The 26,822-nt window shown below is 51.2% G+C and carries 25 protein-coding genes and 2 pseudogenes; 22 read left to right on the top strand and 5 right to left on the bottom strand.

Going from position 1 to position 26,822, the window contains the following annotated elements:
• Positions 1-600 precede the first annotated feature (600 nt).
• From EJN92_RS15810 to EJN92_RS15765, 10 genes are all read left to right on the top strand, one after another.
• Complete coding sequence (locus EJN92_RS15810) at positions 601-1,884, top strand: maltoporin (protein WP_126128703.1); 1,284 nt, start codon at positions 601-603, stop codon at positions 1,882-1,884.
• 151 nt (positions 1,885-2,035) lie between these two features.
• Positions 2,036-3,298 carry an ABC transporter substrate-binding protein gene (locus EJN92_RS15805; protein WP_126128702.1) on the top strand — a complete coding sequence of 421 codons (1,263 nt, stop codon included), beginning with the start codon at positions 2,036-2,038 and terminating at the stop codon, positions 3,296-3,298.
• A gap of 127 nt (positions 3,299-3,425) precedes the next feature.
• Entirely contained in the window at positions 3,426-4,421 is a 996-nt protein-coding gene (locus EJN92_RS15800; protein ID WP_126128701.1) for a carbohydrate ABC transporter permease, read from the top strand.
• Positions 4,411-5,304, top strand: coding sequence for a carbohydrate ABC transporter permease (locus EJN92_RS15795; protein ID WP_126128700.1), 894 nt, complete (start codon positions 4,411-4,413; stop codon positions 5,302-5,304). Before EJN92_RS15800 ends, EJN92_RS15795 begins: the two co-directional genes overlap by 11 nt.
• Positions 5,305-5,389: 85 nt before the next feature.
• Positions 5,390-6,526, top strand: coding sequence for an ABC transporter ATP-binding protein (locus tag EJN92_RS15790; RefSeq protein WP_126128699.1), 1,137 nt, complete (start codon positions 5,390-5,392; stop codon positions 6,524-6,526).
• Positions 6,527-6,700: 174 nt separating this feature from the next.
• Positions 6,701-6,910: a hypothetical protein gene (locus tag EJN92_RS15785; protein ID WP_126128698.1), complete on the top strand. Its 210-nt coding sequence runs from the start codon at positions 6,701-6,703 to the stop codon at positions 6,908-6,910.
• A gap of 550 nt (positions 6,911-7,460) precedes the next feature.
• Positions 7,461-7,781 carry a hypothetical protein gene (locus EJN92_RS15780; RefSeq protein ID WP_126128697.1) on the top strand — a complete coding sequence of 107 codons (321 nt, stop codon included), beginning with the start codon at positions 7,461-7,463 and terminating at the stop codon, positions 7,779-7,781.
• Between the two features lie 852 nt (positions 7,782-8,633).
• Positions 8,634-9,182 carry a fasciclin domain-containing protein gene (locus EJN92_RS15775; RefSeq protein WP_126128696.1) on the top strand — a complete coding sequence of 183 codons (549 nt, stop codon included), beginning with the start codon at positions 8,634-8,636 and terminating at the stop codon, positions 9,180-9,182.
• A gap of 195 nt (positions 9,183-9,377) precedes the next feature.
• Entirely contained in the window at positions 9,378-9,986 is a 609-nt protein-coding gene (locus EJN92_RS15770; protein WP_126128695.1) for a sigma-70 family RNA polymerase sigma factor, read from the top strand.
• Positions 9,983-10,741 (top strand): anti-sigma factor, encoded by a 759-nt coding sequence (locus tag EJN92_RS15765; RefSeq protein WP_126128694.1) that lies wholly within the window; start codon positions 9,983-9,985, stop codon positions 10,739-10,741. Before EJN92_RS15770 ends, EJN92_RS15765 begins: the two co-directional genes overlap by 4 nt.
• A gap of 119 nt (positions 10,742-10,860) precedes the next feature.
• Here EJN92_RS15765 and EJN92_RS15760 read toward each other — a convergent pair whose 3' ends face one another.
• The gene (locus tag EJN92_RS15760; protein WP_227869576.1) at positions 10,861-11,706 is read right to left on the bottom strand and encodes a hypothetical protein; all 846 of its coding nucleotides are present in this window, start codon (positions 11,704-11,706) and stop codon (positions 10,861-10,863) included.
• A complete protein-coding gene (locus EJN92_RS15755; RefSeq protein ID WP_126128693.1) occupies positions 11,684-12,076 on the bottom strand; it encodes a hypothetical protein in 393 nt (130 codons plus the stop codon). Before EJN92_RS15755 ends, EJN92_RS15760 begins: the two co-directional genes overlap by 23 nt.
• A gap of 517 nt (positions 12,077-12,593) precedes the next feature.
• On the opposite strand from EJN92_RS15755, the gene EJN92_RS15750 reads away from it, so the two are divergent.
• Together EJN92_RS15750 and EJN92_RS15745 are read left to right on the top strand one after the other, a co-directional pair.
• Positions 12,594-12,851 carry a hypothetical protein gene (locus tag EJN92_RS15750; protein WP_126128692.1) on the top strand — a complete coding sequence of 86 codons (258 nt, stop codon included), beginning with the start codon at positions 12,594-12,596 and terminating at the stop codon, positions 12,849-12,851.
• A 34-nt stretch (positions 12,852-12,885) separates the two neighbouring features.
• A pseudogene (locus tag EJN92_RS15745) lies at positions 12,886-14,252 on the top strand (IS3 family transposase).
• Between the two features lie 113 nt (positions 14,253-14,365).
• Here EJN92_RS15745 and EJN92_RS15740 read toward each other — a convergent pair.
• A pseudogene (locus EJN92_RS15740) lies at positions 14,366-15,903 on the bottom strand (IS3 family transposase).
• A gap of 62 nt (positions 15,904-15,965) precedes the next feature.
• On the opposite strand from EJN92_RS15740, the gene EJN92_RS15735 reads away from it, so the two are divergent.
• The 4 genes from EJN92_RS15735 to EJN92_RS15720 all read left to right on the top strand — a co-directional run bounded on the left by EJN92_RS15735 (position 15,966) and on the right by EJN92_RS15720 (position 19,271).
• On the top strand, positions 15,966-16,349 hold the full coding sequence (locus EJN92_RS15735; RefSeq protein ID WP_126128691.1) for a hypothetical protein: 384 nt from the start codon (positions 15,966-15,968) through the stop codon (positions 16,347-16,349).
• 408 nt (positions 16,350-16,757) lie between these two features.
• Positions 16,758-17,576: a DUF3034 family protein gene (locus EJN92_RS15730; RefSeq protein WP_227869840.1), complete on the top strand. Its 819-nt coding sequence runs from the start codon at positions 16,758-16,760 to the stop codon at positions 17,574-17,576.
• A gap of 63 nt (positions 17,577-17,639) precedes the next feature.
• Positions 17,640-18,092 carry a group I truncated hemoglobin gene (locus EJN92_RS15725; protein ID WP_126128689.1) on the top strand — a complete coding sequence of 151 codons (453 nt, stop codon included), beginning with the start codon at positions 17,640-17,642 and terminating at the stop codon, positions 18,090-18,092.
• A 267-nt stretch (positions 18,093-18,359) separates the two neighbouring features.
• Positions 18,360-19,271: a 5'-nucleotidase gene (locus EJN92_RS15720; RefSeq protein WP_126128688.1), complete on the top strand. Its 912-nt coding sequence runs from the start codon at positions 18,360-18,362 to the stop codon at positions 19,269-19,271.
• Between the two features lie 194 nt (positions 19,272-19,465).
• Here EJN92_RS15720 and EJN92_RS15715 read toward each other — a convergent pair whose 3' ends face one another.
• Positions 19,466-21,778, bottom strand: a complete 2,313-nt coding sequence (locus tag EJN92_RS15715; protein WP_126128687.1) for an NADP-dependent malic enzyme — start codon at positions 21,776-21,778, stop codon at positions 19,466-19,468.
• A 417-nt stretch (positions 21,779-22,195) separates the two neighbouring features.
• On the opposite strand from EJN92_RS15715, the gene EJN92_RS15710 reads away from it, so the two are divergent.
• The 6 genes from EJN92_RS15710 (at position 22,196) to EJN92_RS15685 (ending at position 26,610) form a co-directional block, all read left to right on the top strand.
• Entirely contained in the window at positions 22,196-22,675 is a 480-nt protein-coding gene (locus EJN92_RS15710; protein ID WP_126128686.1) for a rubrerythrin family protein, read from the top strand.
• 56 nt (positions 22,676-22,731) lie between these two features.
• Positions 22,732-22,896: a rubredoxin gene (locus tag EJN92_RS15705; protein ID WP_126128685.1), complete on the top strand. Its 165-nt coding sequence runs from the start codon at positions 22,732-22,734 to the stop codon at positions 22,894-22,896.
• Positions 22,897-24,111: an FAD-dependent oxidoreductase gene (locus EJN92_RS15700; RefSeq protein ID WP_126128684.1), complete on the top strand. Its 1,215-nt coding sequence runs from the start codon at positions 22,897-22,899 to the stop codon at positions 24,109-24,111.
• A 452-nt stretch (positions 24,112-24,563) separates the two neighbouring features.
• Positions 24,564-25,412 (top strand): alpha/beta hydrolase, encoded by an 849-nt coding sequence (locus EJN92_RS15695; protein ID WP_126128683.1) that lies wholly within the window; start codon positions 24,564-24,566, stop codon positions 25,410-25,412.
• 83 nt (positions 25,413-25,495) lie between these two features.
• Positions 25,496-26,020 carry a hypothetical protein gene (locus EJN92_RS15690; RefSeq protein ID WP_126128682.1) on the top strand — a complete coding sequence of 175 codons (525 nt, stop codon included), beginning with the start codon at positions 25,496-25,498 and terminating at the stop codon, positions 26,018-26,020.
• Positions 26,021-26,094: 74 nt separating this feature from the next.
• The gene (locus EJN92_RS15685; protein ID WP_126128681.1) at positions 26,095-26,610 is read left to right on the top strand and encodes a hypothetical protein; all 516 of its coding nucleotides are present in this window, start codon (positions 26,095-26,097) and stop codon (positions 26,608-26,610) included.
• Positions 26,611-26,672: 62 nt separating this feature from the next.
• On the opposite strand, the gene EJN92_RS21880 is transcribed toward EJN92_RS15685, so the two are convergent.
• Complete coding sequence (locus EJN92_RS21880; RefSeq protein WP_227869862.1) at positions 26,673-26,813, bottom strand: hypothetical protein; 141 nt, start codon at positions 26,811-26,813, stop codon at positions 26,673-26,675.
• Positions 26,814-26,822: the final 9 nt, after the last annotated feature.

Here is a 26,822-nt window from a genome sequence, read left to right as displayed (position 1 = left end):
GGCAACACCGCCTGGTGGCGATTTGTCTCCGTATTTTTTTGATTCAGCAAACTATTTTTTATCGCGATGGGCACTCTAAGGGACCTCCTGATTGCGAAGCAGACTATACCGCAAGTGGCTAGCAATGCGTAAGTAAGCTTGCGTCCAGATTTGCAAGGAAGTGTGAGCATTTATTACTTTTTGTTGCAGAGACAAATACCGCAGTTTCAAGGAACGGCTTTGTATCCGTCTATGAAGCCAGTCTGAGGATGCCGCAAAAATGCACTTTGCATTGTAAAGAAATGTAAGCAGATATTCTTTTCAACAATGAGGGATATTCATAATAAACAAGCACTTAACAAGAATTTCGCACACTATTTTCCGAAACTGGAATCACAAATTCTTGAGTGCTATCTTCTGTTCGCTGTGACACAAAACGGAAAAAAAATCCGGTCACACTTGTAAAAAAGCAGAGTGAAGACGGAAGACGGTGGACCCCACAGTATCAGCATTGCAGCAAAGCTTGTAGTAAAGCTTGCGGTACAGCTTACCGATGAGAGCCAAAGGCAGCCGACCACCTGCGATATTCGCCCTTATCAAAATCAATAATCAGGAGACAAAATGAAGCGTAGTGCACTCAATATTTCACTCAAGACCCTACCGGCAGCACTGGGGATTGCATTTGGTTTAGCCGTAAGCTGTGGCCTTGCGCAGGCTGGCGACACCGACACTGAAGGCTTCCACGGCTACCTGCGCGCCGGGGTAGGATCTAGCTCTACCCATGGCCCGCAAAGCTGCTACGACCTCGGTGGCAACACCATGAAATACCGCCTCGGTAATGAGTGCGATAGTTTCACCGAATTTGGTTACACCAAAGAGATGGTCAAGACCGACAACGGCGTTAGCTTTGTCGGAACGGTGTGGGTCGATGCTTACAAAGGTAGCTCAGATTTTGGCGATGCCAAAACTGGTTTATCCAAAGCCTATGTAGAAGCCAAGAATCTCGATTTTCTCAATGGCGGTATTGCCTGGATCGGTAAGCGTCACTACTTGCGTCCCGACATCCATATGCTCGATCTGCAATACATCAATATGAACGGCACTGGCGGCGGTCTCGATAAAATAGGCGCTGGCCCGGGGAAATTTAGTTACGCAGTGTTCAAAGACAACGACACCAACGAAATCAATCCGACCACAGGCAAAGTGGTTACTACCAACGCCGCCTTGCGTCAAAACTTTATCTACGAAGGTTTGCCGGTCAATCCGGGCGGTACTTTTGACATTGCAACGAGCATCATCAGCGCGCAAGGCGAAAACAAACACAATGGTTGGCAAGTCTCGGCCTTCCATCGTCAAGCCAATGTTTTTGGCGGTGGTAACACAGTCGGCGTTCAGTATGGCGTAGGTCCTGGTACCGGGGTCGGTGGTCCTTGCTGCGATCGCATGGGCCCATCGGGTAGCACGCTGCTGGGATCTGACGTAACACGCATGCGTATCTTCGATAGCCTGTGGATACAGCCGACGACCGAGTTCAGCATGGAATTTGCAGCGCTGCTGCAAACCGATAAATCGGATGCCAAAGGTTCCAGCACTTGGACTAGCCTCGGTGTGCGCCCTGTGTATGCGATCAATACCAACTTCAAGCTGCAACTTGAAATTGGCACAAGCAAAGTCACGTCGGCTACCGGCGGTGAAGATATGCGTCTGACCAAAATCACCTTCGCACCGACCATCAGCGCCGGCAAGGGCTACTGGTCGCGCCCTGAACTACGTGCCTTCGTCACTTACGCCAAATGGAATGACGCAGCTACTGCCGCCGTCAACGCCAGCAATAACTCTGGACCTGTGTACGGCAGCAATACCAGCGGCACCTCTATCGGCATACAACTAGAAACTTGGTTTTAAGCGAAACTTTAGTTCACTTATTAATCAACTTAATCCACTTAATCCACGTAATCCACTGATCTAGGCCTCTGTGTCAGCCATAGTGCTGACACAGAACGCACTATTTTTGGCGCAACAACAAAATTATTCTACCTATCCTGGAGAAGACAAAATGAAAATCAAATTAAGCGTACAAGTAACCCTGGCAGCCCTCGCCACTATCGCAGTAGCGCTACCTGTCGTCAGCGCGCAAGCGGCCGAAGTAGAAGTTCTGCATTACTGGACCTCAGGCGGTGAAGCCAAGTCCGTTGCAGAATTAAAAAAAATGATGGAAGCCAAGGGCATCAACTGGAAAGATTTCGCAGTGGCAGGCGGTGGCGGTGAAAACGCCATGACGGCCTTAAAAGCACGCGTAATTGCCGGTAGTGCACCAACTGCGGCACAGATCAAGGGCCCATCTATTCAGGAATGGGGCAAGGAAGGCGTGCTGGCTAACATCGACGCGGCAGCTACCGAAGGCAAATGGGAAGCGAACTTACCTAAAGTCGTCTCCAATGTGATGAAGTATCAAGGCCATTACGTTGCAGCACCGGTCAACGTCCACCGTGTTAACTGGTTGTGGATCAATCCGGAAGTTCTGGCAAAAGCCGGTGCCAAAGCGCCGACTAATTTTGTTGAATTTTTTGATGCTGCCGACAAGATCAAAAAAGCCGGCATGATCGCGGTAGCGCATGGCGGCCAGCCTTGGCAAGACGCCACCGTATTTGAATCGGTCGCATTGGGCGTCGGTGGTGCAGATTTTTACAAAAAAGCCATCGTACAACTCGACCCTGCCAGCTTAACTGGCCCAACCATGATCAAGACCTTTGAAACCCTGGCCAAGATCAAGACTTACATCGACAAAGACGCTGCCGGACGCGATTGGAATCTGGCCACCGCCATGATCATCAACGGCAAGGCCGGTATGCAATTCATGGGCGACTGGGCTAAAGGCGAATTTACCGCCGCTGGCAAACAGCCAGGCAAAGACTATTTGTGCATGCCAGCACCTGGCACCGACAAGGCTTTTACCTTCAACATCGATTCTATGACAATGTTTAAAGTAAAAAGCGCCGAAGAGCAAAAATCTCAGTTAGTTTTGGCCGGTGCCATCATGAGCCCTGAATTTCAAGAGGTGTTTAACCTCAACAAGGGCTCGATTCCGGCACGCGCCGGTGTCTCGCGCGCCAAGTTTGACAGCTGCGCCATCAAGTCTATGGACGACATGGATGCCACTAGCAAGAACGGCGGATTGGTACCGAGCTTTGCGCATGGCATGGCAATCGACTCCGCCAAAGCGGGTGCCTTCCAGGATGTCATCGCTAAATTCATGAACTCATCCATGACGCCACAAGCCGCAGTATTGGCCTTGGCGAAAGCGGCAAAAGCCAAGTAATTGGCAAGTAATAGCAAATAAGTTGAGCGCCACGGCCGCAACGGTGGCCGTGGCGCTCACAGTCTCACTCTGTGGCAGCAGCAAGGCCGCAGCGTGAGATCTGATGACCGGTTTCTGGAGATTTACGATGTCTGCATTACGCACTACCAACGAGGCCAACACGGCCAGCAAGGTGATTAAACCTTCTGGCACAAAGCCACCCTCGCGCACCAACGCCGCCACCGGCAAAAGCACGTCGTCGCAATTTGCCGCACTGGCTGACATCTGGCTACCGCGCCTGGTGTTATCCCCAACGATTATTGCTTCACTGATTTTTGTCTACGGCTTCATCGCCCTGACCGCCTATCTGTCATTGACCGAGTCGCGCATGATGCCGAACTACGAGTTCGCCGGTTTCTCCCAATACGCCGCCTTATTTGAAATCGACCGCTGGTGGGTCGCCGCAGCCAACCTGGGTATTTTCGGCGGACTATTTATCCTGTTTTGCCTGATCACCGGCCTGCTGATGGCAGTGTTACTGGATCAAAAAATCCGTGCCGAAGGCGCATTGCGCGCCATCTATCTGTACCCGATGGCGCTGTCCTTCATCGTCACCGGCGCCGCCTGGAAATGGATACTCAACCCCGGCTTGGGCTTAGAAAAACTCATGCACGACTGGGGCTACAAAAATTTTAGTTTCGACTGGCTGGTGGACTCGGATATGGCGATCTACACCGTCGTCATCGCCGGTGTCTGGCAATCATCAGGTTTTGTCATGGCCTTATTCTTAGCTGGTTTGCGCGGTGTCGATGACAGCATCATCAAGGCCGCTATGGTCGATGGTGCCAGCTTACCGACCATTTATCGCCGCATCGTCATCCCTTCGCTGCGTCCGGTATTTTTTAGCGTACTGCTGGTACTGGCGCATATCGCGATTAAGAGTTTCGATCTGGTGATGGCCTTGACTGCCGGCGGCCCCGGCACCTCGTCCGACGTCCCCGCCATTTTTATGTATCAATTTTCATTCACCCGCGGCCAGTTAGGTCTGGGAGCCGCATCGGCCATGATGATGCTGGCCACCGTGTTAGCCGTGCTGGTACCCCTGATGTATATGGAAACCAAAGGAGCCGCTCATGGCCGCTAATCAAACATCACCCACTAGCCCGCAATTTAGTACCGGCCTCAGCCTTGGACGCGTGCTGATCTACGTCTTACTCATCCTATGTGCCTTGTATTATCTGGCCCCCTTGTATGTGATGCTGACCACCTCGGTCAAATCTTTAGATGAAATCCGCAGCGGTAATTTGCTCAGTATCCCGCTCAACCCCAGCACCTATGCCTGGTCCAAGGCCTGGGGTACGGCGTGTACCGGCGTCACCTGCGAAGGCCTTGCACCCTACTTCTGGAACTCGGTGAAGATGGCAGTACCAGCCGTCATCATCTCTAGCCTGATAGGCTCGGTCAACGGCTATGTACTGGCGCACTGGAAGTTTCGCGGTTCGCACATCGTGTTTACGGCCTTGATGGTCGGCTGTTTCATTCCGTTTCAGGTCGTGATATTGCCGATGGCAAGAGTGCTGGGCATGCTCAATTTAGCCAATACCACTTCAGGTCTGATCCTGGTGCACATCATCTACGGCATGGCATTTACCACCCTGTTTTTCCGTAACTATTATGTCTCGGTACCGGAAGAACTGGTGAATGCGGCGCGCATCGATGGCGCAGGTTTTTTCATGATTTACCGCCGGATTATTTTCCCATTGTCCTTACCTATCTTTATGGTTTGCTTTATCTGGCAATTTACCCAGATCTGGAACGACTTCCTGTTCGGCGTGGTGTTTGGCGGCTCGGATGCACAACCGGTCACCGTGGCACTCAATAACCTGGTCAACACCTCGACTGGCGTCACCGAATACAACGTGAATATGGCCTCTGCGATTATCGCCGCGCTGCCGACGCTGGGGCTGTATCTGGTGGCTGGTAAATATTTTGTACGAGGTCTGACCGCCGGTGCAGTCAAAGGCTAAGGCTGAGCTAGCTTCAAGCCCCGAAAAAATTTAGACACCCAGGGCAGCAAAGGCCCGGGCAAGGCAGAACATTCAAGGAAATCAAATGGCAAGCTTATCAATTCGCAATGTGCGCAAGGTGTATCCAAATGGCGCAGAAATCCTCAAGGGCATCGATCTGGAAATCGAAGATGGCCAGTTTCTAATTCTGGTGGGCGGTTCCGGTTGCGGCAAATCGACCTTACTCAATATGATCGCCGGTCTGGAAACTGTCTCGGAAGGCCAAATCCTGATCGGCAACCAGTGCGTCAACAATATCCCACCCAAATCGCGCGACATCGCGATGGTGTTCCAGTCTTACGCGCTGTATCCGACCATGACGGTGAGAGAGAATATCTCTTTCGGCCTGGGTATCAGAAAAGTCCCTAAAGACGAACAAGAGCAAATCGTCAGCCGCGTCGCCGAGACTCTACAAATGACGCATCTGCTCGATAGAAAACCGGCACAACTGTCGGGCGGACAGCGCCAGCGGGTAGCCATGGGGCGCGCCATCGCCCGTGACCCTGCTCTGTTTTTATTTGACGAGCCGCTATCAAATCTCGATGCCAAGCTGCGCGTAGAAATGCGCGCCGAGATCAAACTCATGCACCAACGTCTGGGCACCACCATCGTCTACGTAACGCACGATCAGATCGAGGCCATGACCCTGGGCGACAAGATCGCCGTCATGAAAGACGGCGTGGTACAGCAATTTGGCAGCCCGCAAGAGATTTATGACGCACCGAATAATCTGTTTGTGGCAGGCTTCATAGGCTCGCCATCGATGAATTTTCTGCGCGGAAAATTGATTGCCCACGGTGGCGGCCTAGCCTTTACTTTACTGCACGGCGAACGCACCACTCTGCTGCCGCTGCCAGCAGACGCCAGCGACTTATCCAAACTCAGCGCCTGGCAAGATAAAGAAATTATTCTAGGCATACGCCCCGAGCACGTCACCGACGCCCTCAGCGCGCGCCGCGCCGAAACCCCGGACGGCTACCACCCTAGCGAAGTCGATTGCATGATAGAACTGACCGAACCAACCGGCCCCGACACCATCGCCTTCACCTGGATCAACGGCATACGCGCCACCTGCCGCACCCATCCACGGGCAGAAGCCGCACCGGGCCAGCGCATGAATTTGGCGTTTGATCTGTCCAAAGCGGTATTGTTTGACCCTGAGACTGAATTGCGCATAGGCTAAAAACTTATCAGAAATTTGCGACGGCAAACTTGAGTGAGATTTAAAAACCCGACTAGCTACGATAGCCAAAGACGGCCAGCTTAAATCTTTGGCTAGGGTTTGAAATTTCAAATACGGGCAAGGCCACTGCGCATATTCCATGCGCTTCTTCAAGCACATTGGCCTGCAGGGCGCATGGAATATGCGCGTTGGCGGCATGCTGTTTTTGGTTTGCTGTGGCCTGGTCTTGTTTATATTTCTGTCGTTGGTGTGGGATTGCTGGCCGGTGGTAGACCGGCCAGCAATCGCACAACAACCACAGAAGTAAAAACACCACCCGGCAAACGCGCAACTCGCAACCCGCAACCCGCAAGCATACCCAATGACAGTGTCGGCATTAAATAGCTTACGGCATAGCGACGGTTGTGCGATTACGCTTTGCTAATCGCACCTACGCGCTGAAGTAAAAACACCACCAGGCCAACGCGCCACTGCTGCGCATCCTATCCCCCCCTACAAAAAATTTTCACATCCCATCAAAATAATTGAATCCAAACTCAAACGCCCGCCGTATATCACTTGGCAAACTCTGCAAACAATGCCAACTTATAGGAAACATCATGCGTTCATTTAGCTCTGCTCTCGTTTTATCCGCCCTCGCTCTCACCGCTACAGTCTCATTTGCCGATGTCATGGTGGGCGGCCAAAGCGCGTAGGTTGGGCTAAAGCTGTATCAGCCCAACGTCTTTTTTAGTGCATGAATAGCTGTTGGGCTTTGTAGCCCAACCTACCGAGTTAAACCGCCGTCTTAGCGGCCACGCTGGAGATTGTAAGCGATACGCTTTCTGTATTACTAGTAATTTGACATGTAACTGTGTCACCTCGAGTAAGCCATCAAGCCGGTTAGCCGCAATCTGTACATAGAGCGTAAATCGTCACAGGCGTATTGCGCCGCATGAAATTTCAAATACAGGCAACGCCACTGCGCATATTCCATGCGCTTCTTCAAGCATACTGGCCTGCAAGGCGCATGGAATATGCGCGTTGGCGGCATGCTGTTTTTGATTTGCTGTGGCTTGGTCTTGTTTATATTTCTGTCGTAGCTGTGCGATTGCTGGCCGGTGGTAGACCGGCAGCTACTCCCTTTTCTTGCTTCGCCAAGAAACGGAAGCAAAAGAAGGCGACGCAAAGTCGCTGCCCTGCGGGTACCCGCCTGTGCAGGTCAAAAAATGGGAAACGAAGCAAACTCGCTACGCTCAAACAGCTTCATTTCTAATCCATTTTCTGCCCAGCACAAGCGGCAGCGCCACATGCGGAAGGCGAAGGTCAACACATCCGTAGTGCGACTGCAGCCTCTCCGTAATCCCGCGTAGGTACGATTAGCGCAGCGTAATCGTACGCATGCTGTGCTTAATCGAGTTCTATTTGCCGCCAACCCCGCCCTGCCACTGCCCATATTCCATGCGCTTCTTCAAGCACATTGGCCTGCGAGCCGCATGGGATATGCGTGATGGCCGGGTCGGTTTTATATGCACTACGGCGCAATGACCTGCGTGCGATTACGCTACGCTAATCGCACCTACCGTGCTGCTTTTGACTTGGCTTTTGACTCTGCTTTTGACTAGAATTCGCATGTGGCGCTGCCAATTGTGCGGGGCGGAAAATGGATCAGAAGTGAAGCTGTCTGAGCGCAGCGAGTTTGCTTCATTTCCCATTTTACGACCTGCACAATTGGGTATCCCGCAGGGACAGCGACTTTGCGTCGCCTTTTTTGGGCCACCTTTTTTGGCGAAGCAAAAAAGGTGGCTAGCCGCCGGTCTACCACCGGCCTGCAATCTTACAACTACGACAAAAATTAAAACAAGGCCAGGCAAACGCGCAAGCATACACAATGACAGTGTCGCCATTAAATAGCTTACGGCATAGCGACGGGTGTGCGATTACGCTTTGCTAATCGCACCTACGCGCTGAAGTAAAAACACCATCAAGTAAACACGCCACTGCTGCGCATCCTATCCCCCCTTCAAGAAATTTTCACATCCCATCAAAATAATTGAATCCAAACTCAAACGCCCGCCGTATATCACTTGGCAAACTCTGCAAACAATGCCAACTTATAGGAAACATCATGCGTTCATTTAGCTCTGCTCTCGTTTTATCCGCCCTCGCTCTCACCGCCACAGTCTCATTTGCCGATGTCATGGTGGGTGGCCAAAGTATGCTGCCAGGTAAAGACATCATCGATAACGCCGTCAATTCGGCCGATCACACCACGCTGGTGGCCGCTGTCAAAGCCGCCGATCTGGTCAATACGCTCAAAGGCAAAGGCCCATTTACTGTGTTTGCGCCTACCAATGCCGCCTTCCAAAAACTACCGCCCGGCACAGTCGAAACCCTGCTCAAGCCTGAGAATAAACCTAGTTTGAGCAAGGTCTTGACCTATCACGTGGTGGCAGGCAAATATGATTTCATGACGATGGCGCAAGAAATCAAACAGCACAAAGGCGTGGCCGAATTAGACACCGTTAGCGGCGGCAAGGTCAAGCTGATGATGAACGGCAAGCACAACATCAGCATCATGGATGAGAGCGGCCACACTGCCAATATCAGCACTTACGATGTGGTGCAATCGAATGGTGTCATCAATGTCATCGATACGGTCTTACTGCCAAAATAAGCTCAATTAATTTGATACGCTAAAGTCTGGTGCGCATCGCAATGCGCAATGCGCACCAGACTTTACTCAGTCAATCACTGAAACCAAACACTTTAACAATATACGCCCCATGAGCGATGGCTAAAGGTAAAATGCCAACGATGCAAATGAGCTTGCGGCGCGCAGTATTTTGCCACCATCCAGAGAGAGCTAATCATGTCGAGCAATGCAAATAATCAGACCCTAGACCCAGGCCAGATGCACATCTGGCTGATGGCCGTAGCGCGCCAGGATAGCCAGGCGTTTCGCGCCCTGTATGAAGCGAGTTCACCGAAATTATTTGGCTTCGTGCTGCGCATTTTGCAAAAGCGCGAACTGGCCGAAGAAGTCTTGCAAGAGAGCTTTGTCAGCATCTGGAACAATGCCAGCAGCTATCAATCCAGTCTGGCGGCACCGATGACCTGGATGACCACGATAGTGCGCAATCGTGCCTTTGATTTATTACGCAAACTCAATAACGGCCAGCACTACGAGCTGGAAATCGACGCAGAGTATTTTGATCCCGAGATCATGAGCGCGCTAGAAAGCGCGGACGCCAGCCCGCTGCAAGCCTTAGAACTGAGCCAGGACGCCAAAGCCCTGGCCAATTGCATGTCGCGTCTTGAAGGCTTACACAGGCAGGCCATGGCACTGGCCTTTTATCACGATTTATCTCACAGCGAAGTGGCCGAGCAAATGCAATTACCGATGGGCACAGTCAAAACCTGGATACGCCGTGGGCTAGATAGGCTGCGCACTTGCTTAGTCAAAAGGGAGCTGGCATGAACTTCAAAGATAAGCCCCTGCTGCAGCAAAAACTAGCAGCCGAATATGTCTTAGGCACGCTGCGCGGCGCTGCCAGACGCCGCTTTGAAAGCTGGATGCAGCAAGACGCCGCCTTGCATCAAGTGGTCAGAGAATGGCAAGCGAATCTGATGCCGATGGCAGAATTTTCTAGCGCCACAGCAGCGCCAGCCAGCGTCTGGCAAGCACTGACGCAACGCCTAAAACTACAGCCAGACCGCTGGGCCTATTGGCGCAATCTACGCGAAGACTTAAGCTTTTGGCGCGGCCTGGGCATGGTCTCGACCACCACCGCGCTGGTGCTGGTCTCGGCCTTGCTGAGCAAACAAACCGAGCTCAATCTGCCAAGCAATAATTATGTTGCCACCCTAAGCGATGAAAAATCGCAAGCCGTAGCGGTAATCTCTAGCGACAGCAAGAAGCGCCAATTACTGGTGCGCTTCGTCACTGCACAAGCGATCCCCGCCGATAAGAGTTTGGAATTATGGGCAGTGGCCAAAGACGGCAAGGTCAAATCGCTGGGCTTAGTCGCCAACACACTGGTCGCCAGCAAAGCACCGAGCCGCAATCCCGATGGCAGCGTGAATAACACCATCAGCCTAGCCTTGCCAGACAAGCTAACTCCAGAAAACATACCTTTACTGGCTATAAGCCTAGAACCAAAAGGGGGCTCCGGCAACCCGGAAAAACCTAGCGGCCCGATTATCTTCAAAGGAAGTTGGCTGCGCTTGGGCTAAGGTGGGGGGGAGGGTCTCACTCCGTTGTGGGGTGAGATTGGGTGGGCTTTAGGTATTTTATCGTTTGAATTCACCTGCTTTGGGCAGCTTTATCGCGCAGCGTCCAATGGGATGATTGATTAGATGAAACCCGCCAGTTTGGCAACAAGGCCAACTGCAGTAGAAATGATGCCGATTAGAGAAATTATCCAGTGCTGCTTGATATATGTGACAACCGATTCAACCGAGAGGCCGTATATGTCTTTCCACTTTGCATTAGTTTTCAAGCTTCCATCAGAGAGGCGCTCGAATATGTTGGCCATGATGTCAGCTTTTCTCAGGGTTGATTGATGTAGCTTCACGAATTCCTTGCTTATGAATGCTTCAGCCTCTGCCTTACCAACGAGAAAATCTCGAGCGGTCATCTTGTTAAGATTGATTAAGTTCTCGAACCTTGGGTGGCTAATGTATTTAACCCCAAATACATCTATCAATGCGCGAGCGAGATCAAACTTTCGCTCTTCGGGTATTTCTACAGGAATTCCTCCGAGCACCTTGAATCTATGTTCAATTGCTGGGAATCCGTAATTAATGTCTCGCATATTCCAATGAATCCACGTGCAATGTTTTGTTTTGGCAACATGCGCGTAGAACTCAGCGAGCATTTCCTTTTCCAACGTATCGTAGTTTGACTCTATATTTGAAAAGTCCACTTTCTGCTGCTCTGCGATTTTGTGAATCGAAAACGAGTCGGTTTGACCGGACGCGAAATTTCGAACGGCAATGGAAGTAACTCGAGGCGTTTTACCATCAGTTTTGTCGTAGAAAGATTCACACGAATAGTGAATTATTACGCAGGCGTCACTCCTCTGGTCCAGATCTGCGATACGCTTAATAGCTGAATTTCTTTTTTTGATTCTTCTCAGCGGAGTCATATTGCTTGTTTCTTCTAACGAATAGCGTTTATCCGCCGCATCGGAACGCAAAAATAAAATCCGCGAGCTGCTTGCGGCGGATGAACTTTGTTGGCCTAAACCGCCTCAGCGGCGGCCACGCTGGAGATTGTAAGCGATACGCTTTCTGCATTGCTAGTAATTTGACATGTAATTGTGCTTCATCAATCAAGCCTAGGGTGCGCCATGCGCACCATTTAATGCACCGCTTGCCGAATTTACCTGCTGTTGGTCTCGCGCCAGCGGTGCGCATGGCGCACCCTACCGGTGTGAACACATCCTGCCGATACGCAGCAATCAATACATAAGCCAGTAAGGCGTATAGGAGTTCATCGCTTGCGCCGCATGCAATTTCAAATGCAGGCACGGCCACTGCGCATATTCCATGCGCTTCTTCAAGCATACTGGCCTGCAAGGCGCATGGGATATGCGTGATGGCGGCATGCTGTTTTTGGTTTTCTGTGACCTGGTCTTGTTTGTACTTCTGTCGTTGTTGTGCGATTGCTGGCCGGTGGTAGACCGGCGGCTACTCCCTTTTCTTGCTTCGCCAAGAAATGGAAGCAAAAGAAGGCGACGCAAAGTCGCTGCCCTGCGGGTTCCCGCCTGTGCAGGTCAAAAAATGGGAAATGAAGCAAACTCGCCTGCGGCTCAGACAGCTTCATTTCTAATCCATTTTCTGCCATGCACAAGCGGCAGCGCCACATGCGGAAGGCGAAGGTCAACACATCCGTAGTGCGACGTCCTCTTCTCCGTAAGTCCACGTAGGTACGATTAGTGCAGCGTAATCGTACGCATGCTGTGCCGTATCGAATTTTGCTTGCAGCTACCCCGCCCTGCCAGTGCGCATATTCCATGCGCTTCTTCAAGCACATAGGTCTGTAGGCCGCATAGAATATGCGTGATGGCCGGGTCGGTTTTAAATGCACTACGGCGCAATGACCTGCGTGCGATTACGCTACGCTAATCGCACCTACCGGGCTGCTTTTGACGTGGCTTTTGAATTGGCTTTTGACTTTGCTTTTGAATCGAATTCGCATGTGGCGCTGCCAATTGTGCGGGGCGGAAAATGGATTAGAAGTGAAGCTTGTCTGAGCGCAGCGAGTTTGCTTCATTTCCCATTTTACGACCTGCACAATTGGGTATCCCGCAGGGACAGCGACTTTGAACTGACCCCATAAAGTTGGACATCAATCCAAACTATTGGGGTATTTCATGAGTAAGTACACAAAGCAATTCAAAGTATCCGTTGTTGAACACTATTTAACGGGGGCGGCTGGTTTAAAAGATGTCGCAAAATGCTACGATCTGGCACATTCAGTGTTGGCCAGATGGGTTGCCATGTATCGTTTGCGTGGCGCAGACGGTCTAGATAAAAAGTACAGTCATTACGACGCGCAGTTTAAGCTCTCTGTCTTGCAACACATGTGGAAGCATCAGCTCTCTTACACTCAAACGGAGCTCTTGTTCGATATTCGTGGTCCAGGTCGTCTTCGCATCTGGGAACAGCATTATGATAGCGGCGGCATTGAGGCCCTTACTCCACGCAAATCTGCACCACCCAAGATCATGACAACGGACGCTACTAAAAAACCACCCGCATCCATTGACGTAGAAGACCAGCGAACCCATGAAGATTTACTGGCCGAGGTAAAGTACCTGCGCATGGAGAACGCCTACCTAAAAAAGTTGAAAGCCTTAGTTCAGCAACAAGCGCAAACAGCATCGATCAAAAAGCGCAAATAGTGCAAGAGCTAAGGCAACAATACCCCATCGCAGGCCTGCTCACGTTGGCAGGTCTGGCACGCAGCACATTTTATTATCAGCAGAAAGCGCGGCTGGTGGACGATAAGTATGCGGATTTAAAGCAGAGTATCCGCACGCTTTACGAGCGCCACTAGGGACGTTATGGCTATCGCCGCATCACTGCGGCACTTCAGCAATTGGGCACGTCTGTGAATCACAAAACCATACAGCGGCTGATGCAGGAATTGGGCTTAAAGTCACTGGTCAGAATCAAAAAATACCGCTCCTACAAGGGCGATGTGGGACGTGCTGCACCGAATATTTTGCAGCGCCAATTCGATGCACAGGAGGCAAATCAAAAATGGGTAACGGACGTCACTGAGTTCAAGGTAGCCGGAGAAAAACTATATCTCTCACCGGTGATGGATTTGTATAACGGAGAAATTATTGCCTTTGAGACGTCAAAGCGACCTGTCTTTGAGATGGTCAGCAAGATGCTCAAGAAGGCATTGGCTAGGCTGAAAGTTAAAGATAAATTGATACTCCATTCGGATCAGGGCTGGCAATATCGCATGCCCGCCTACCAACGCCTGCTTGAACAAAATCAGGTGGAGCAAAGCATGTCGCGAAAGGGAAATTGTTTAGATAACGCAGCGATGGAGAGTTTCTTCGCGGTGCTAAAAACAGAGTATTTTCATTTAAATAAATTTACGACTGTAGAGGAACTTCAGGATGGTTTGGTAGATTACATTCAGTACTATAATCACGATCGTATTAAGTTGAAACTAAACGGCTTGAGTCCAGTCCAATACCGAACTCAAGTCTCTATGGCATAAGCAATTTCCCTGTCCAACTTTATGGGGTCAGTTCACTTTGCGTCGCCTTTTTTGGCATACCTTTTTTGGCGAAGCGGTGTGTGTCAAGCTAGTTGTCGCTTTAATGTTTAAAATTAAGCTGCTTTCATATAATCTTTCTCTTGCATCTGAGCTCGTTCAGGATTCAAGTAGACAGTACTGCCTAATGTCCAATCTCTCGTTTCTCCAGACCAGCGTCGAGGATTTTTTTTACGGGCTAGTTGATAGACCTGTGCACGCTGCTGAAGTAACACACTTGCTTGCCCACGATGGCGCTGATCTGGAGTGACGTATTTCAAGCCGCTATGGCAATGTTCTTCGTTATACCATTTGACGAATTCATGTACCCAGAGACGCGCTTCTTCCAAGGTGTCGAATGGCCGTTCTGGCCACTGCGGGCAATACTTCGCAGTACGAAATAATGCTTCGGCGTAGGCGTTATCGTTGCTGACACGTGGTCGGCTAAAAGACGGAACCACACCAAGATCGTACATGGCGGAGAGCATGTTCGCCCCTTTCATAGCCGTGCCATTGTCGGAATGCAGCACCAGTGGTTTGCCGGCTATTTGTTCACGCAAACAACCGCGCCACAACAAGTGACTGGCATGTTCTGACGATTCGTTTTCATGCACTTCATTGACCACCAGCTTACGGCTGTAGATGTCTTTCATCATGTACCAATAAAAGAATCTGCCCTTGACCGTGCTTGGTAGCCAGGTGATATCCCAGCACCACACTTGGTTAGGTCCATCTGCTTGATGCGTTGTCAATGGCCGTTTCTGCGGGCTCTTACTTCGCCCCCTTCGCTGTCCTTGATTAGCTGCTTTCATGACGCGGTAAAATGTCGATTCCGATGCCAGATAAATTCCTTTGTCGGCCAACTTGGGAACAATCTGATGCGGCGTCATGCTGGCGTATTCGGCGCAGTTAGCTGCTGCCAACAATGCCTCACGTTCTGCTTGATTGAGCTTATTTGCAGGACACTGATGCATGGTATCAGGCCGCCGATCTTGTGGTGAATGCCGCCACCGCTGTAGGGTGCGCACACTCAACCCCAGCATGTCGCAAGCAAGGTCTTGGCGCGCGCCAGCGGCAACCGCTTCATTAATCAATGTCAGGGCTTCAAGGCGATCTGGGGCTTTGATCATTCGTCCTTTTCCTTCCCCCAGATCGCCTCGGCTTTTTTTCTTAAAACAAGCAGCGCCGCCGACTCTGCCAACTCAGCATCTTTCTTTTTTAAGGCGCGTTCCAGTTCGCCAATGCGTTTTGTCTGTGAGGCATCTGGTTTAGTCTGCACCAATTGTCCATTGGCCTGCTCGCAGGCTAAACGCCATTGCGTCACTTGTTCTGGATAGACGCCTTTGGTTCTGCAATACACCGATAGCTCTACTTCACTTAGTGCTGCAGCCTCTAGCACGATGCGAAATTTGTCCGTGCTGGACCAGCGATCACTTTGTTTACCATCTCCAGGCACAATTCTTCCTTCCTCACGCGCCACGTTCTGCCAAACACGTAGCGTCACTGTAGTAATTCCCGTGGCCTTTGCTAATTCCACCACTGCTCGGTTTAACGGGGGCATCATTTGTTGAACCGCCCATTCCCTTTGTTCTGCTGTATATCGAATACGTTTCATCTTACCCTGACTTCCGCCCTCCATCTTTTTATCATATTAAGTGAGGCGACATCTATCCTGACATGGAGGGGAAGCAAAAAAGGTATGTAGTTGCCGGTCTACCACCGGCCAGCAATCGCACAACGACGACAGAAGTAAAAACAAGACTAGGCAACAGCAAACAAAAACACCGCCTCGAAGACGCGCATCCAAAATTGGCAGGCATGGAACCCAATTCTGGATGCCAGATCAAGTCTGGCATGACAGAGGCTGAACATTTATCAGCAACCACAAAACAAAAAAACACCCTACGCGACCACGCCATGCCTGCGACTACGCCTAGCGAATCGCCTTTAGCGGCCGTGCAATCGCAAGCGGTGCAATACGCCTGTGGCTATTGGCACCCTACTTTTTGCGGTTTAGCGGCTTCGGCCGAGCGCTTCGGCTGCGCTGGTATCAGTGGCTAACAGCCAGCTTATGATTAACTGATCACTAGTTTCTGACTAGCTTATACAAAAATATCTGCTATAAATAAGCAGCATGGGTTTTTTCGCAATCGCCATGCCCCCCAATAGCACGCCTGCCCTCTGTAAGTCTTAGTAATAGTCTTAGTAAAAGTCTGAATAAAAGTCTGAATAAGTTTGCTGCGATTTTCTCTTTAAAAACTATTTTCAATTTATTTTAAGAAATTTGAATCCGTTTTTAGCTGTCCTGCGTATATCACTCTGAGCAGACAATTTTTTGTCTAGATCCCCCGATAACAACACATCATGAAGACGGAGCAAAGCATGCAAAATAGCAAAAAAAGTGCGCAATTTATTTTACTGGCAGGCTTAAGCGCCCTATGCCAGATAGCCAGCGCGCAAGTGTCGGCTATGCCCGACATGGGTAAATTGACCGCCACCGGCGGCGTCAGCCAGGTTGAAGGTGCGGGTGGTGGCGGCCTGACGCCCTGGGCTTTGATTACCGGCTACGGCAGTCGCGACAGTTATGGTGGCAATGCCCATTACACCCAAATCAATACCCAAGACTACACTTTGAAGACTTACGGGGTGGCAGTCGGCATCATGGATACGGTCGAGTTTTCTTTAGCCAAGCAAGAGTTCAGCGGCAGTCTGGCGCCTTTGGATAGTCTCAAGCTCAAGCAAGATATTTTAGGCGTCAAAGTACGGGTGGCTGGCGAGGCGGTGTATGACCAGACTGGCTGGTTGCCGCAGATCGCGGTCGGCGCACTGATCAAGCGCGATGATGCGGTCGGCGGCTTGGGTGCCTTGGGCGTGACCAGCGTCAAGCAACTCGGTGCGAAGAGTGAGAACGGGGTTGATTACTATGTCTCGGCCACCAAACTGTATCTGGCGCAGAGCCTGTTACTCAATGCCACAGTGCGCCTAAGCAAGGCGAATCAAATGGGTCTGCTCGGTTTTGGCGGCGATAAAAATGATAAATACGAGCCGCTACTAGAAGCCTCGGCTGCCTATCTGATTAACCGCAAACTAGTGCTCGGTGCCGAATACCGTATGAAGCCACGCAATCTAGGGGTCGATAACGAGAAGGATAATTACGACGTCTTTTTGGCGTATTTCCCGACCAAAAATCTCTCGGTCACCGCCGCTTATGTGAATCTGGGCGACATCACGATCTTTAACCCAACCAAGCAGCGTGGTTGGTATTTATCGCTGCAGACTGGCTTCTAATTTAGTGCAGTCCTGCCCAGTCCCACAGTCCCTTACGCCCCCACCCTATTCTGAGAGCACAACATGCACACATTTTTTAACACGACAATTCGCCAACTCCTCTGCGCCCTGGCGCTCATCGCTGGCAGCGCAGTCAGCGCCCAGGCTCAAACTACTAGCGAAAACACCCTGTATCTGGGGCTGGGCGAAAAAGCGGGTATCGATAAAATCGTCGCCGATTTTATCCCGCTGATTTTGGCCGACCAACGCATCAATCAATTTTTTTCTAAGCTAGACAAAGCGCAATTTGCCGCCCTGCTGGCCGATCAGTTCTGCGAATTGGCTGGTGGCCCTTGCAAGTATCAGGGCCGCGATATGTACACCACCCATGACGGCATGGGCATTAGCAACGCCCACTTCAACGCGCTGGCAGAAGACTTGCAAATCGCTATGGAGAAAAATAATATTGCCTCGTCAGTGTCGAATAAGCTGGTCGCCAAACTGGCGCCTATGCAGCGGCCTATTGTCAGTAAATAAGCCAGCGATGAAAACCCCCTCGCCCGCTGGCGGGAGAGGGCCGGGGTGAGGGTGATTGAGCAACGCTTGCCTTCAAATAGCGGATACGCTTAACACTACGAAAAATCGAATATTGCGCTTAATTTGAACTACCCTCATCCCAACCCTTCTCCCGCGAACGGGAGAAGGGCTTTATATAGCGGGCTGAACTTAGCATTAGCAAAGCGATAATCGAGTACGAAAACGCGCTTTGCCTTACACTGGAGGATTCTGATTACTCTTTTCATCATGGCCTTCTCTCTCGACAATCTTCTCGTCATCGGCATCTCTTCGCGCGCCCTGTTTGATCTGGAAACGGAAGAGGCAATCTTCCAAAATCAGGGGCTGGATGCCTACCGCCAGCATCAGCTAGAGAACGAAAATGCGGTGCTTAAACCTGGTGCTGGTTACTCACTGGTGAAGGCTCTGCTCAAACTCAATAGCCTCACACCCGGGCATAGACTGGTGGAAGTGGTGATCATGTCGCGCAACTCGTCCGAGACTTCTCTGCGTATTTTCAACTCGATAGAACACTACGGCCTAGACATCAGCCGCGCCGCCTTGTCGGGTGGTGCGCCGCTGACGCCGTATCTGCAAGCCTTTAACATCAGCCTGTTTTTGTCCTTGCATGAAGATGATGTACAGGCCGCGATTAATTCTGGGGTGGCCTCTGCCCTGCTGTATCAATTACCTGAGAACGCCGCCGATCTGGAACAAATCCGCATCGCCTTCGATGGCGACGCAGTGATTTTTTCGGATGAGTCTGAGCGCATCTACCAGGAACAAGGGATAGAAGCATTTGAAGCCCACGAGCGCGCCAATGCCAAGCAACCGCTACCGGCCGGGCCTTTCGCACGTTTATTGGTGGCGCTCTCTTACCTGCAAAATAATTTCAAGACACCGGATGGCCGCGCTTTTCCGCTACGCACTGCCTTAGTCACAGCGCGCTCTTCACCGGCACACGAGCGCGTGATCCGCACGCTGCGCGCCTGGAACATCGCCATCGACGAAACCTTCTTCATGGGCGGCGTGAATAAATCAGCGGTGCTGGCGGCGTTTCAGCCGCATATGTTTTTTGATGACCAGCACGGCCACTGCATCAAAGCCGCCAGCGTAGTACCGACCGGACGCGTGCCGATCAAGCAAGAACGCAGCCAGTAAAAACACATACTCCCCTAAAAATTTACCAAATACGGGCGTTTGCGCACATAGTTATTGCGCAGTCTAAATTTACTCTGGGGGAGTATGCTGAAATTATAGTGATGCTCAGGCCATAAAAAAATCCAGATGCTGTTGCCAGCATCTGGATTTTTATTTGGCTACAACTAGCTGCAGCCCTGTCTTCTACAAACAGCTCAACGCTGTGCCAAGACATCCACCACGCACAAGGCGGTCATGTTGACGATGCGGCGTACTGTGGCCGATGGCGTCAGGATATGCACGGGCTTGGCGCAACCTAGCAAGATAGGGCCGATCGCGATGCCGTTACCGGCCGTGGTTTTCAGCAAGTTATAGGCGATATTGGCGGCGTCGATATTTGGCATCACCAGCAAATTAGCGTCGCCATGCAAGGTCGAAGCTGGCATCATTTTTTTGCGGAAAGCGGTATCGAGTGCGGTGTCACCATGCATCTCGCCATCAATTTCCAGATCCGGTGCATCGCGCTGAACTATCGCTAAAGCTGCCCGCATTTTCTGGGCTGATTCGCTATTGCTAGAGCCAAAATTCGAATGCGAAAGCAAGGCCGCTTTTGGCTGCAAACCAAAGCGACGCATTTCTTCCGCCGCCAAAATGGTGATCTCGGCGATTTGCTCGGCGTTCGGGTTTTCATTAATGTGGGTATCAACGATCACCAGCTGGCGGTCCGGCAAAACCAGCGCATTCATGGCGGCGTAGACATTCACGCCTTCACGCTTGCCCAAAACTTGATTGACGTAATTGAGATGCAAGCCGGAAGTACCGAAAGTGCCGCAAATCATACCGTCGGCATCGCCCTTATGGATCATCATGGAACCGATCAGGGTATGACGACGGCGCATCTCTAGCTTGGCGTAAGGTTCAGAAACACCCTTGCGGCAAGTCATCTTATGGTAGGTTTCCCAGTAGTCGCGATAGCGCGGATCGAACTCAGGATTGATCACCTCAAAGTCGACACCAGCTTTCAGGCGCAGGCCGAACTTCTCTATGCGCTGCTCTAAAATATGCGGACGACCTACCAGGATAGGACAAGCTAACTTTTCATCGACAATCACCTGCACCGCACGCAAGACGCGCTCTTCTTCGCCTTCGGCATAGACGATGCGCTTGCGCTCATTCGGCGCTTTTTTAGCGATCTGGAACAGCGGCTTCATGAAAGTACCGCTGTGATACACGAAGGTTTGTAATTTATCGATATATGCTTGCATGTCCTTGATCGGGCGCGCCGCCACACCGGATTCTTCGGCTGCCTTGGCTACCGCTGGTGCGATCTTGATCAAGAGACGCGGATCAAACGGCATAGGGATCAGGTATTCAGGGCCGAAAGACAGATTACTAATGCCATAGGCAGAAGCGACGATATCGGATTGCTCGGCTTGCGCCAGATCGGCAATCGCCCGCACTACTGCAATTTCCATCTCACGCGTGATGGTGGTGGCACCACAATCTAAGGCGCCACGGAAGATGTAAGGGAAGCACAGTACGTTATTCACCTGATTCGGGTAATCCGAACGGCCAGTAGCCATCACGGCGTCGTCACGTACCGCTTTGACTTCTTCCGGCAAAATTTCTGGGGTTGGATTAGCCAGCGCCAGGATCAAAGGCCGGGCTGCCATGCGCGCCACCATCTCTGGTTTTAACACGCCACCAGCCGACAGACCGAGGAAAATATCGGCACCGTCGATAATCTCTTTTAAGCTACGCGCCGTGGTGTCTTGCGCAAAACGTGCCTTGTCCGGATCCATCAACTCGACGCGGCCGGTGTAGACCATGCCAGCCAGATCGGTGACAAAAATATTTTTGATAGGAAAGCCCAGATCGACCAGCAGATCAAGACAGGCCAGCGCCGCAGCGCCAGCACCCGAGACCACTAATTTACAGTGATTGATGTCTTTGCCGACCACCTTCAGGCCATTGAGAATCGCGGCACCGACGATGATCGCGGTGCCATGCTGATCATCATGAAACACGGGAATCTTCATCTTGTCGCGCAATTGGCGCTCGATATAAAAACACTCAGGTGCTTTGATGTCTTCCAGATTGATACCGCCGAAGGTCGGTTCCAGCGCGGCGATGATGTTGACCAGTTTATCCGGATCTAGCTCATTAATCTCGATATCAAAGACATCGATACCGGCGAATTTTTTAAACAAGACGCCCTTACCTTCCATCACAGGCTTAGAAGCGAGCGGGCCGATATTGCCCAGACCCAAGACCGCGGTGCCATTGGTGATGACGCCGACTAAATTGCCGCGCGCGGTGTACTTAAAGGCATTGGCTGGATCGGCGACGATTTCTTCGCAAGGCGAGGCCACACCAGGGGAATAAGCAAGCGCCAGATCACGTTGATTCGTCAATTGTTTGGTAGGAGTGACGCTAATTTTGCCCGGAGTAGGAAACTCGTGATACTCAAGCGCGGCCTGGCGTAACTGTTGACGTAAAAGTTCTTTTTGATCTGACGATGAATCCATGCTGGTCGATTCCTTCTTGTGAGCTTACTAAAAACTTGGGACTTACGCAAAACCGCTCCAGCGTCCTTGTATCCGCCTTGCCGTACTCAAGTACTGTCATCGGCGGTACGCCTAGCTGGAACAATTTTGCGTAAGTCCTAAAACGGAGTATTGGGCTGTGATTCTAGCAGACCGAAGCTTTCAACTAGATACGTATTTGTACGAAGTTAATATTTTTTTTTGCATAAGCTAAGAGTGTTTTTCAGTGTAGGGGCATCGCGTTTCCGCTCTAGCATCCGGCTTGATATAGTCAACGACTATCAATTAAATTAAATCAATTGTTTTTACAAATAACGCAGTGAAGCCTAAGATGGAACCCAATCAGCAAGCAAGCCACTTTTAATTTAGCCAGTTTAAGATCACCACCAGGAGAGCAATATGAGTCACACAGCCACCCCATCCGTCACCATCCAAAACCTCGAAGCCGCCTTTGCCGGCGAATCCATGGCGCATATCAAATACCGCTACTTCGCCAAACTGGCACGCGCTGCCGGTGCCGAAGACATCGCGCTGGCGTTTGAAGCCACTGCCGATCAAGAAGTCATGCACGCCTTTGGTCACCTTGATTTACTGTACCCAAAAGCCCAGATGACGCCGCAGCGCGCGCTAGAGATCGCGATAGAAGGCGAGACCTATGAATACACCGAGATGTATCCGAAGTTCCGCCACCTCGCAATCGAAGAAGGCCAGCACGCTGCCGTGGCCGAATACGACGAGCAGATCGCCGAATCAAAAGAGCACGCAGAAAACTTTCAGCGCACCTTAGAGATCGCGGCCAAACGTTTCGCCGCGCTGGCAAAAGTAGAAGAGCGCCATGCTAATCACTATCGCGGTGTGTTAGCGGCGAATCCAGCTTAATTTGTCGGCTTAGTTGAATTAATCCAAAAAATTTAAATACTCTAGGAATTTACATCATGAAAACTTATCAATGCGTCGTTTGCGGTTTCATCTATGAAGAAGCACTGGGCTTGCCAGAAGAAGGCATCGCTGCCGGTACCCGCTGGGTAGATATCCCGGAAGACTGGGAATGCCCGGATTGCGGCGTGACCAAAGCTGACTTCGATATGGTGGAAATCTAAATGCATAACACCATCATCATCGGTAGCGGCATGGCCGCCTACAGCGTAGCGCGCGAATTACGCAAGCTCGACCAAGTGCGGCCCCTCTTGATCATCAGCAGCGATGATGGTGGTTTTTACTCCAAACCCATGCTGTCCAACGCTTTTGCGCAAAACAAACAGGCAGCGCAACTGGTCAGCCAGAGCGCCGCGCAAATGGCAGAACAACTCAAGGCCACCATCTTGCCGCACACAGTAGTCACGCAGATTACGCCGGCGACAAAAACCATCCACACCAGCGCTGGCGATTTTGAGTACGACAAGCTGGTGATCGCAGTTGGTGCCCAGCCCATCCGTTTGCCGATCGCTGGCGACGCTGCCGGGCAGGTGTTATCGGTGAATAATGTCGGCGATTACGCCGCACTGCGCCAGCGCATCAGCGCGCATGGCGAGGCCTGCCGCATCACCATACTCGGTGCCGGTTTAATCGGCTGCGAGTTTGCCGACGATCTGGCGGGGGCTGGGCATCTGGTCACTCTGGTCGATCCTAACGCTTTGCCATTGGCGGCACTGGCACCCAAGCCGATTTCTATCGCCCTGCAATGCGCACTGGAGCAACGCGGAGTACAGATGCAACTCGGCAGCACCGCCGCCAGCATAGATATTTCCAAAAACGGCCGCGCCAACAGCAGCCCGGTGTTGCAAGTCAAGCTGAGTAACGGCAGCACATTTGAAACGGATTTGGTCTTGTCGGCAGTAGGTTTGCGCGCCGATCTGCGTCTGGCACAGGCCGCGGGCATAGACACCGAGCGCGGCATTTTAGTCGACACCACCGGCATGAGCAGCGCACCCGACGTGTATGCGCTGGGCGACTGCGCCCAATACACCAATCCAGAAGACGGCAGCCGCCCGGTATTGCCCTACATCGCGCCTATCATGACGGCCGCGCGCGCCATCGCCCGCAGCTTAACCGGCGACGTCACACAGATAGAACTTAAGCCTGCACCGGTGATCGTCAAAACCCCGAGTTACTCTATCGCCCTGATCGCCCCCGCCCCGCAACTGGCAGCGCTAGGCCAGTGGCAATGCGAACAAAACGAGGGCATCACCATCTGCCGTTTTTACGACGACCAGCAACGCATGACAGGCTTTGCGGTCGCCCCGCAAGACGCCAAACAGCGCACCGTCTTACTGGCAGAAATGAGTGCAGCAAAAGCAGCCAAGCTGGCTGCCTGAACCGCCTTAGCAATGCACTCAGCGCCTGCCTCGCACATTATTTGCGGTGCAGGCTGTGTGTGCAAAATTCCCGCAAGCACCTAGCCCAAGGCGCATAGCCCATGCGGGTTTGCGGCCAGTATGCCTGGAAAGGCGCATGGGATATGCGCGCTGGCAGGGGTGTTTATGAGATTTGATACGGCGCAATAGATAAAGCCCATTGCCCTACTGTTACGCGTTACCGCCCTGTGTTGAAAAATGCGCCTGGCCGGATATTTGCGGGACTCCCTCGTCGATGCGCTAGAATTACATGTCAAATTACTAGCAATACCGCAAACGCATCGTTTACAATCTCCAACGAGGCCGCCACGCAGGCGGCTCGCCCCCACAAGTTTTATCCGCCGCAAGCAGCTCGCGGATTTTATTTTTGCGTTCCGATGCGGCGGATAAACGCTATTCCTTAGGCCGCAGCCATGATTGCACAAAAGCCCTTCCACGACTTGATGTCAATACATCGTCAATTGAGTGCGATGTTAGCCGTGGCGATCGCGCTCCTATTCGGCCCCCTTGCCTATGCCGATGAGCTGGTCAGTCTCACGACTCGCCCGGGGGTGACCCAGACAATATTGCTTTGGGAGCCCCATCAATCGAACCCGGAAACCGTCATTTTGCTAATTCCAGGCGGACCTGGCAACATCGGCTTGGGCTTGAAGGACGGCCGCGTCGAAGCGCAGGCCCCGTATCTCTTCTCGGACCAGCGAAAAGCACTGATGCAAGACGGGTTCGCAGTTGCGGTCATAAACGCGCCCTCAGATCAGACGAATATGAGCCAGGAATATCGAGCCTCGTCAAATCATGCAGTTGATTTAAAGGCCGTCATGCGCGAGATCCTGCGTCGCTTTCCGAAAGCGCGCCTTGTGCTCATGGCGCATAGCCGGGGCACGGTGTCAGCCGGGTACATTTTGCAAAATATGCCTGATCAGGTCAGTGCGGCCGTGCTCTTTTCTGGACTGCACCAAGCTTCCCCGCCGAATACGCCGACCGCATTGGCTGGCCCCGGCCTCTCGAAGATAAACTGGGCCTCGCAAAAGGTTCCGGTACTACTCGTCCATCACATCAAGGACGCCTGCTGGGTCGCCCCCTTCGCCGCCGCTGCGGCCACGCATATTCCGATGATTGCAGTGAACGGCGCTGCCAATAAGGATGATGAATCGCCATGTGGGCCGGACACGAACCATTGGTTCACTGGAATAGAAAGCGCAGTAGGCCAAGAGGCCATCAATTGGCTATCCGGGAAACCATGGAAGCGTTCCCTACCGTGACGGGCATGCGGCCGAACCCGATGCTTAAGCGAAGCTGCGTAAACAGCCGGGCAGTCCGCTTGACTCTACATTAAAGTGTAAAAATGGCGATGAAACGGATACTAAAATTTGGCTACACATTGGCACTAGGTGGTTTCGCTGCAGCCACTTTTGGCATGATTAATGCAAAATGGCCATTTCTATTTTTAAGCATTTACTTCGCACTCTGTTGGGTGACTTGGTTTGTTTGCGCCATTCGGCAAGAAGGTAGAAACATCGCTCAACTATTGGGACTGTGGATGTTGATCGATGTCGGTATATTGATTCAATTGGCGGCATTTGATCGTGCATATGGGCACGGATCACTTAGTGGGATTGAATTTTTATATTTATTCTCGTTTGCGCCGGTTTTGTTTCCGTCAGGTTTTATCCTTGCAGTTTTTGATGGTGGCATCTCTAATAAATATTATTTCTGGCAGTATTTCGGAACAACATTAAGTTACGTCCTCCCAGATTGGGTTACCGGTACCCTTGTCGCAATTATGCAATCAGTTATTGTCGTTTGCGGAATAGATATCTTGCGCAGAGGGTGTCGCCCTTTAACATTACATTCGAGAGTGAAGCCGTGAAAATATTTTCTCTACATATAAGTTGTGCTTTGCGGCGCACCTCAATTCAGCGTTAAAGCACAAAATTTCATCCTATGGCGAATCGTCGTTTTCGAAATCTAGAGCAGAAATTGCATTCAGAGTTATTGAGTTCATTTCCAACCATCAAAGAAGTCATCACCGACGAAAAAGTTGAAGGATATAGACATGTCGCCATAACAGTTTACGACCATTGGTTATCAGAAAAAGAGGCTTTCGAAGAATTCAAGGAAATGTCAGCCGAAAAGCAAAAAATAAATGATGACAAACTACATTCATTTATATGCGGTCTCACGTCCAATTACGAGTCGTACCTTGCAAAATTCATTGGCCGCAATAAAAAGAGAAAAGTTAGTTTCCGAGCGTTTAATTCTGAGGTGGCAAAAAATAGAACATTAAAGCCCTTGTCTTATCTCGCAAGTAATGTTCGTCGTTTTATAATTATCATCCCTTCTTTAGAGCTTATTTACATGGAGGGTTGGGATTTTACGCATCACGTATATTTGAAGAACGATGCTTTGATTGGCGCTTTGAAAATGGAAGCGATGAAGAGTAATGTTTATGTGCTTTAACATCACGCTCAACTCGGAAACTGCCCAAATAGGCGCTTCTACGTTCAGCACTCTATCAATTATTAGCTCTTCGGTTTGTGTGCGTCATGCGCAGTCCCGTTTAGCTCGACGTTAGGCATCAAAATGATCACATCCGCGTCCGTCTCGACACCCCAGACGCCAGCAACTGGCTTGGCATTCGTTGCCGCTTGCGGTGCTGGCATACTTTGGGG

Origin of the sequence: Undibacterium parvum (assembly GCF_003955735.1) — a bacterium.
Lineage (GTDB): Bacteria > Pseudomonadota > Gammaproteobacteria > Burkholderiales > Burkholderiaceae_D > Undibacterium > Undibacterium parvum.
Note: the sequence above shows the minus strand (reverse complement) of the source record. Positions and strands in the feature narration are given on the sequence as shown.

Excerpts from the sequence above, each read along its gene's own strand:
- EJN92_RS15695 (WP_126128683.1), top strand. The coding sequence starts at position 24,564 with ATGATTGCACAAAAGCCCTTCCACGACTTGATGTCAATACATCGTCAA.
- EJN92_RS15710 (WP_126128686.1), top strand. The coding sequence starts at position 22,196 with ATGAGTCACACAGCCACCCCATCCGTCACCATCCAAAACCTCGAAGCC.
- EJN92_RS15780 (WP_126128697.1), top strand. The coding sequence starts at position 7,461 with ATGAAATTTCAAATACAGGCAACGCCACTGCGCATATTCCATGCGCTT.
- EJN92_RS15735 (WP_126128691.1), top strand. The coding sequence starts at position 15,966 with ATGGAGGGGAAGCAAAAAAGGTATGTAGTTGCCGGTCTACCACCGGCC.
- EJN92_RS15795 (WP_126128700.1), top strand. The coding sequence starts at position 4,411 with ATGGCCGCTAATCAAACATCACCCACTAGCCCGCAATTTAGTACCGGC.
- EJN92_RS15705 (WP_126128685.1), top strand. The coding sequence starts at position 22,732 with ATGAAAACTTATCAATGCGTCGTTTGCGGTTTCATCTATGAAGAAGCA.
- EJN92_RS15700 (WP_126128684.1), top strand. The coding sequence starts at position 22,897 with ATGCATAACACCATCATCATCGGTAGCGGCATGGCCGCCTACAGCGTA.
- EJN92_RS15730 (WP_227869840.1), top strand. The coding sequence starts at position 16,758 with ATGCCCGACATGGGTAAATTGACCGCCACCGGCGGCGTCAGCCAGGTT.
- EJN92_RS15775 (WP_126128696.1), top strand. The coding sequence starts at position 8,634 with ATGCGTTCATTTAGCTCTGCTCTCGTTTTATCCGCCCTCGCTCTCACC.
- EJN92_RS15790 (WP_126128699.1), top strand. The coding sequence starts at position 5,390 with ATGGCAAGCTTATCAATTCGCAATGTGCGCAAGGTGTATCCAAATGGC.
- EJN92_RS15690 (WP_126128682.1), top strand. The coding sequence starts at position 25,496 with ATGGCGATGAAACGGATACTAAAATTTGGCTACACATTGGCACTAGGT.
- EJN92_RS15765 (WP_126128694.1), top strand. The coding sequence starts at position 9,983 with ATGAACTTCAAAGATAAGCCCCTGCTGCAGCAAAAACTAGCAGCCGAA.
- EJN92_RS15685 (WP_126128681.1), top strand. The coding sequence starts at position 26,095 with ATGGCGAATCGTCGTTTTCGAAATCTAGAGCAGAAATTGCATTCAGAG.
- EJN92_RS15720 (WP_126128688.1), top strand. The coding sequence starts at position 18,360 with ATGGCCTTCTCTCTCGACAATCTTCTCGTCATCGGCATCTCTTCGCGC.
- EJN92_RS15800 (WP_126128701.1), top strand. The coding sequence starts at position 3,426 with ATGTCTGCATTACGCACTACCAACGAGGCCAACACGGCCAGCAAGGTG.
- EJN92_RS15810 (WP_126128703.1), top strand. The coding sequence starts at position 601 with ATGAAGCGTAGTGCACTCAATATTTCACTCAAGACCCTACCGGCAGCA.
- EJN92_RS15725 (WP_126128689.1), top strand. The coding sequence starts at position 17,640 with ATGCACACATTTTTTAACACGACAATTCGCCAACTCCTCTGCGCCCTG.
- EJN92_RS15785 (WP_126128698.1), top strand. The coding sequence starts at position 6,701 with ATGGAATATGCGCGTTGGCGGCATGCTGTTTTTGGTTTGCTGTGGCCT.
- EJN92_RS15755 (WP_126128693.1), bottom strand. The coding sequence starts at position 12,076 with ATGCTTGAAGAAGCGCATGGAATATGCGCAGTGGCCGTGCCTGCATTT.
- EJN92_RS15805 (WP_126128702.1), top strand. The coding sequence starts at position 2,036 with ATGAAAATCAAATTAAGCGTACAAGTAACCCTGGCAGCCCTCGCCACT.
- EJN92_RS15750 (WP_126128692.1), top strand. The coding sequence starts at position 12,594 with ATGCACTACGGCGCAATGACCTGCGTGCGATTACGCTACGCTAATCGC.
- EJN92_RS21880 (WP_227869862.1), bottom strand. The coding sequence starts at position 26,813 with ATGCCAGCACCGCAAGCGGCAACGAATGCCAAGCCAGTTGCTGGCGTC.
- EJN92_RS15770 (WP_126128695.1), top strand. The coding sequence starts at position 9,378 with ATGTCGAGCAATGCAAATAATCAGACCCTAGACCCAGGCCAGATGCAC.
- EJN92_RS15715 (WP_126128687.1), bottom strand. The coding sequence starts at position 21,778 with ATGGATTCATCGTCAGATCAAAAAGAACTTTTACGTCAACAGTTACGC.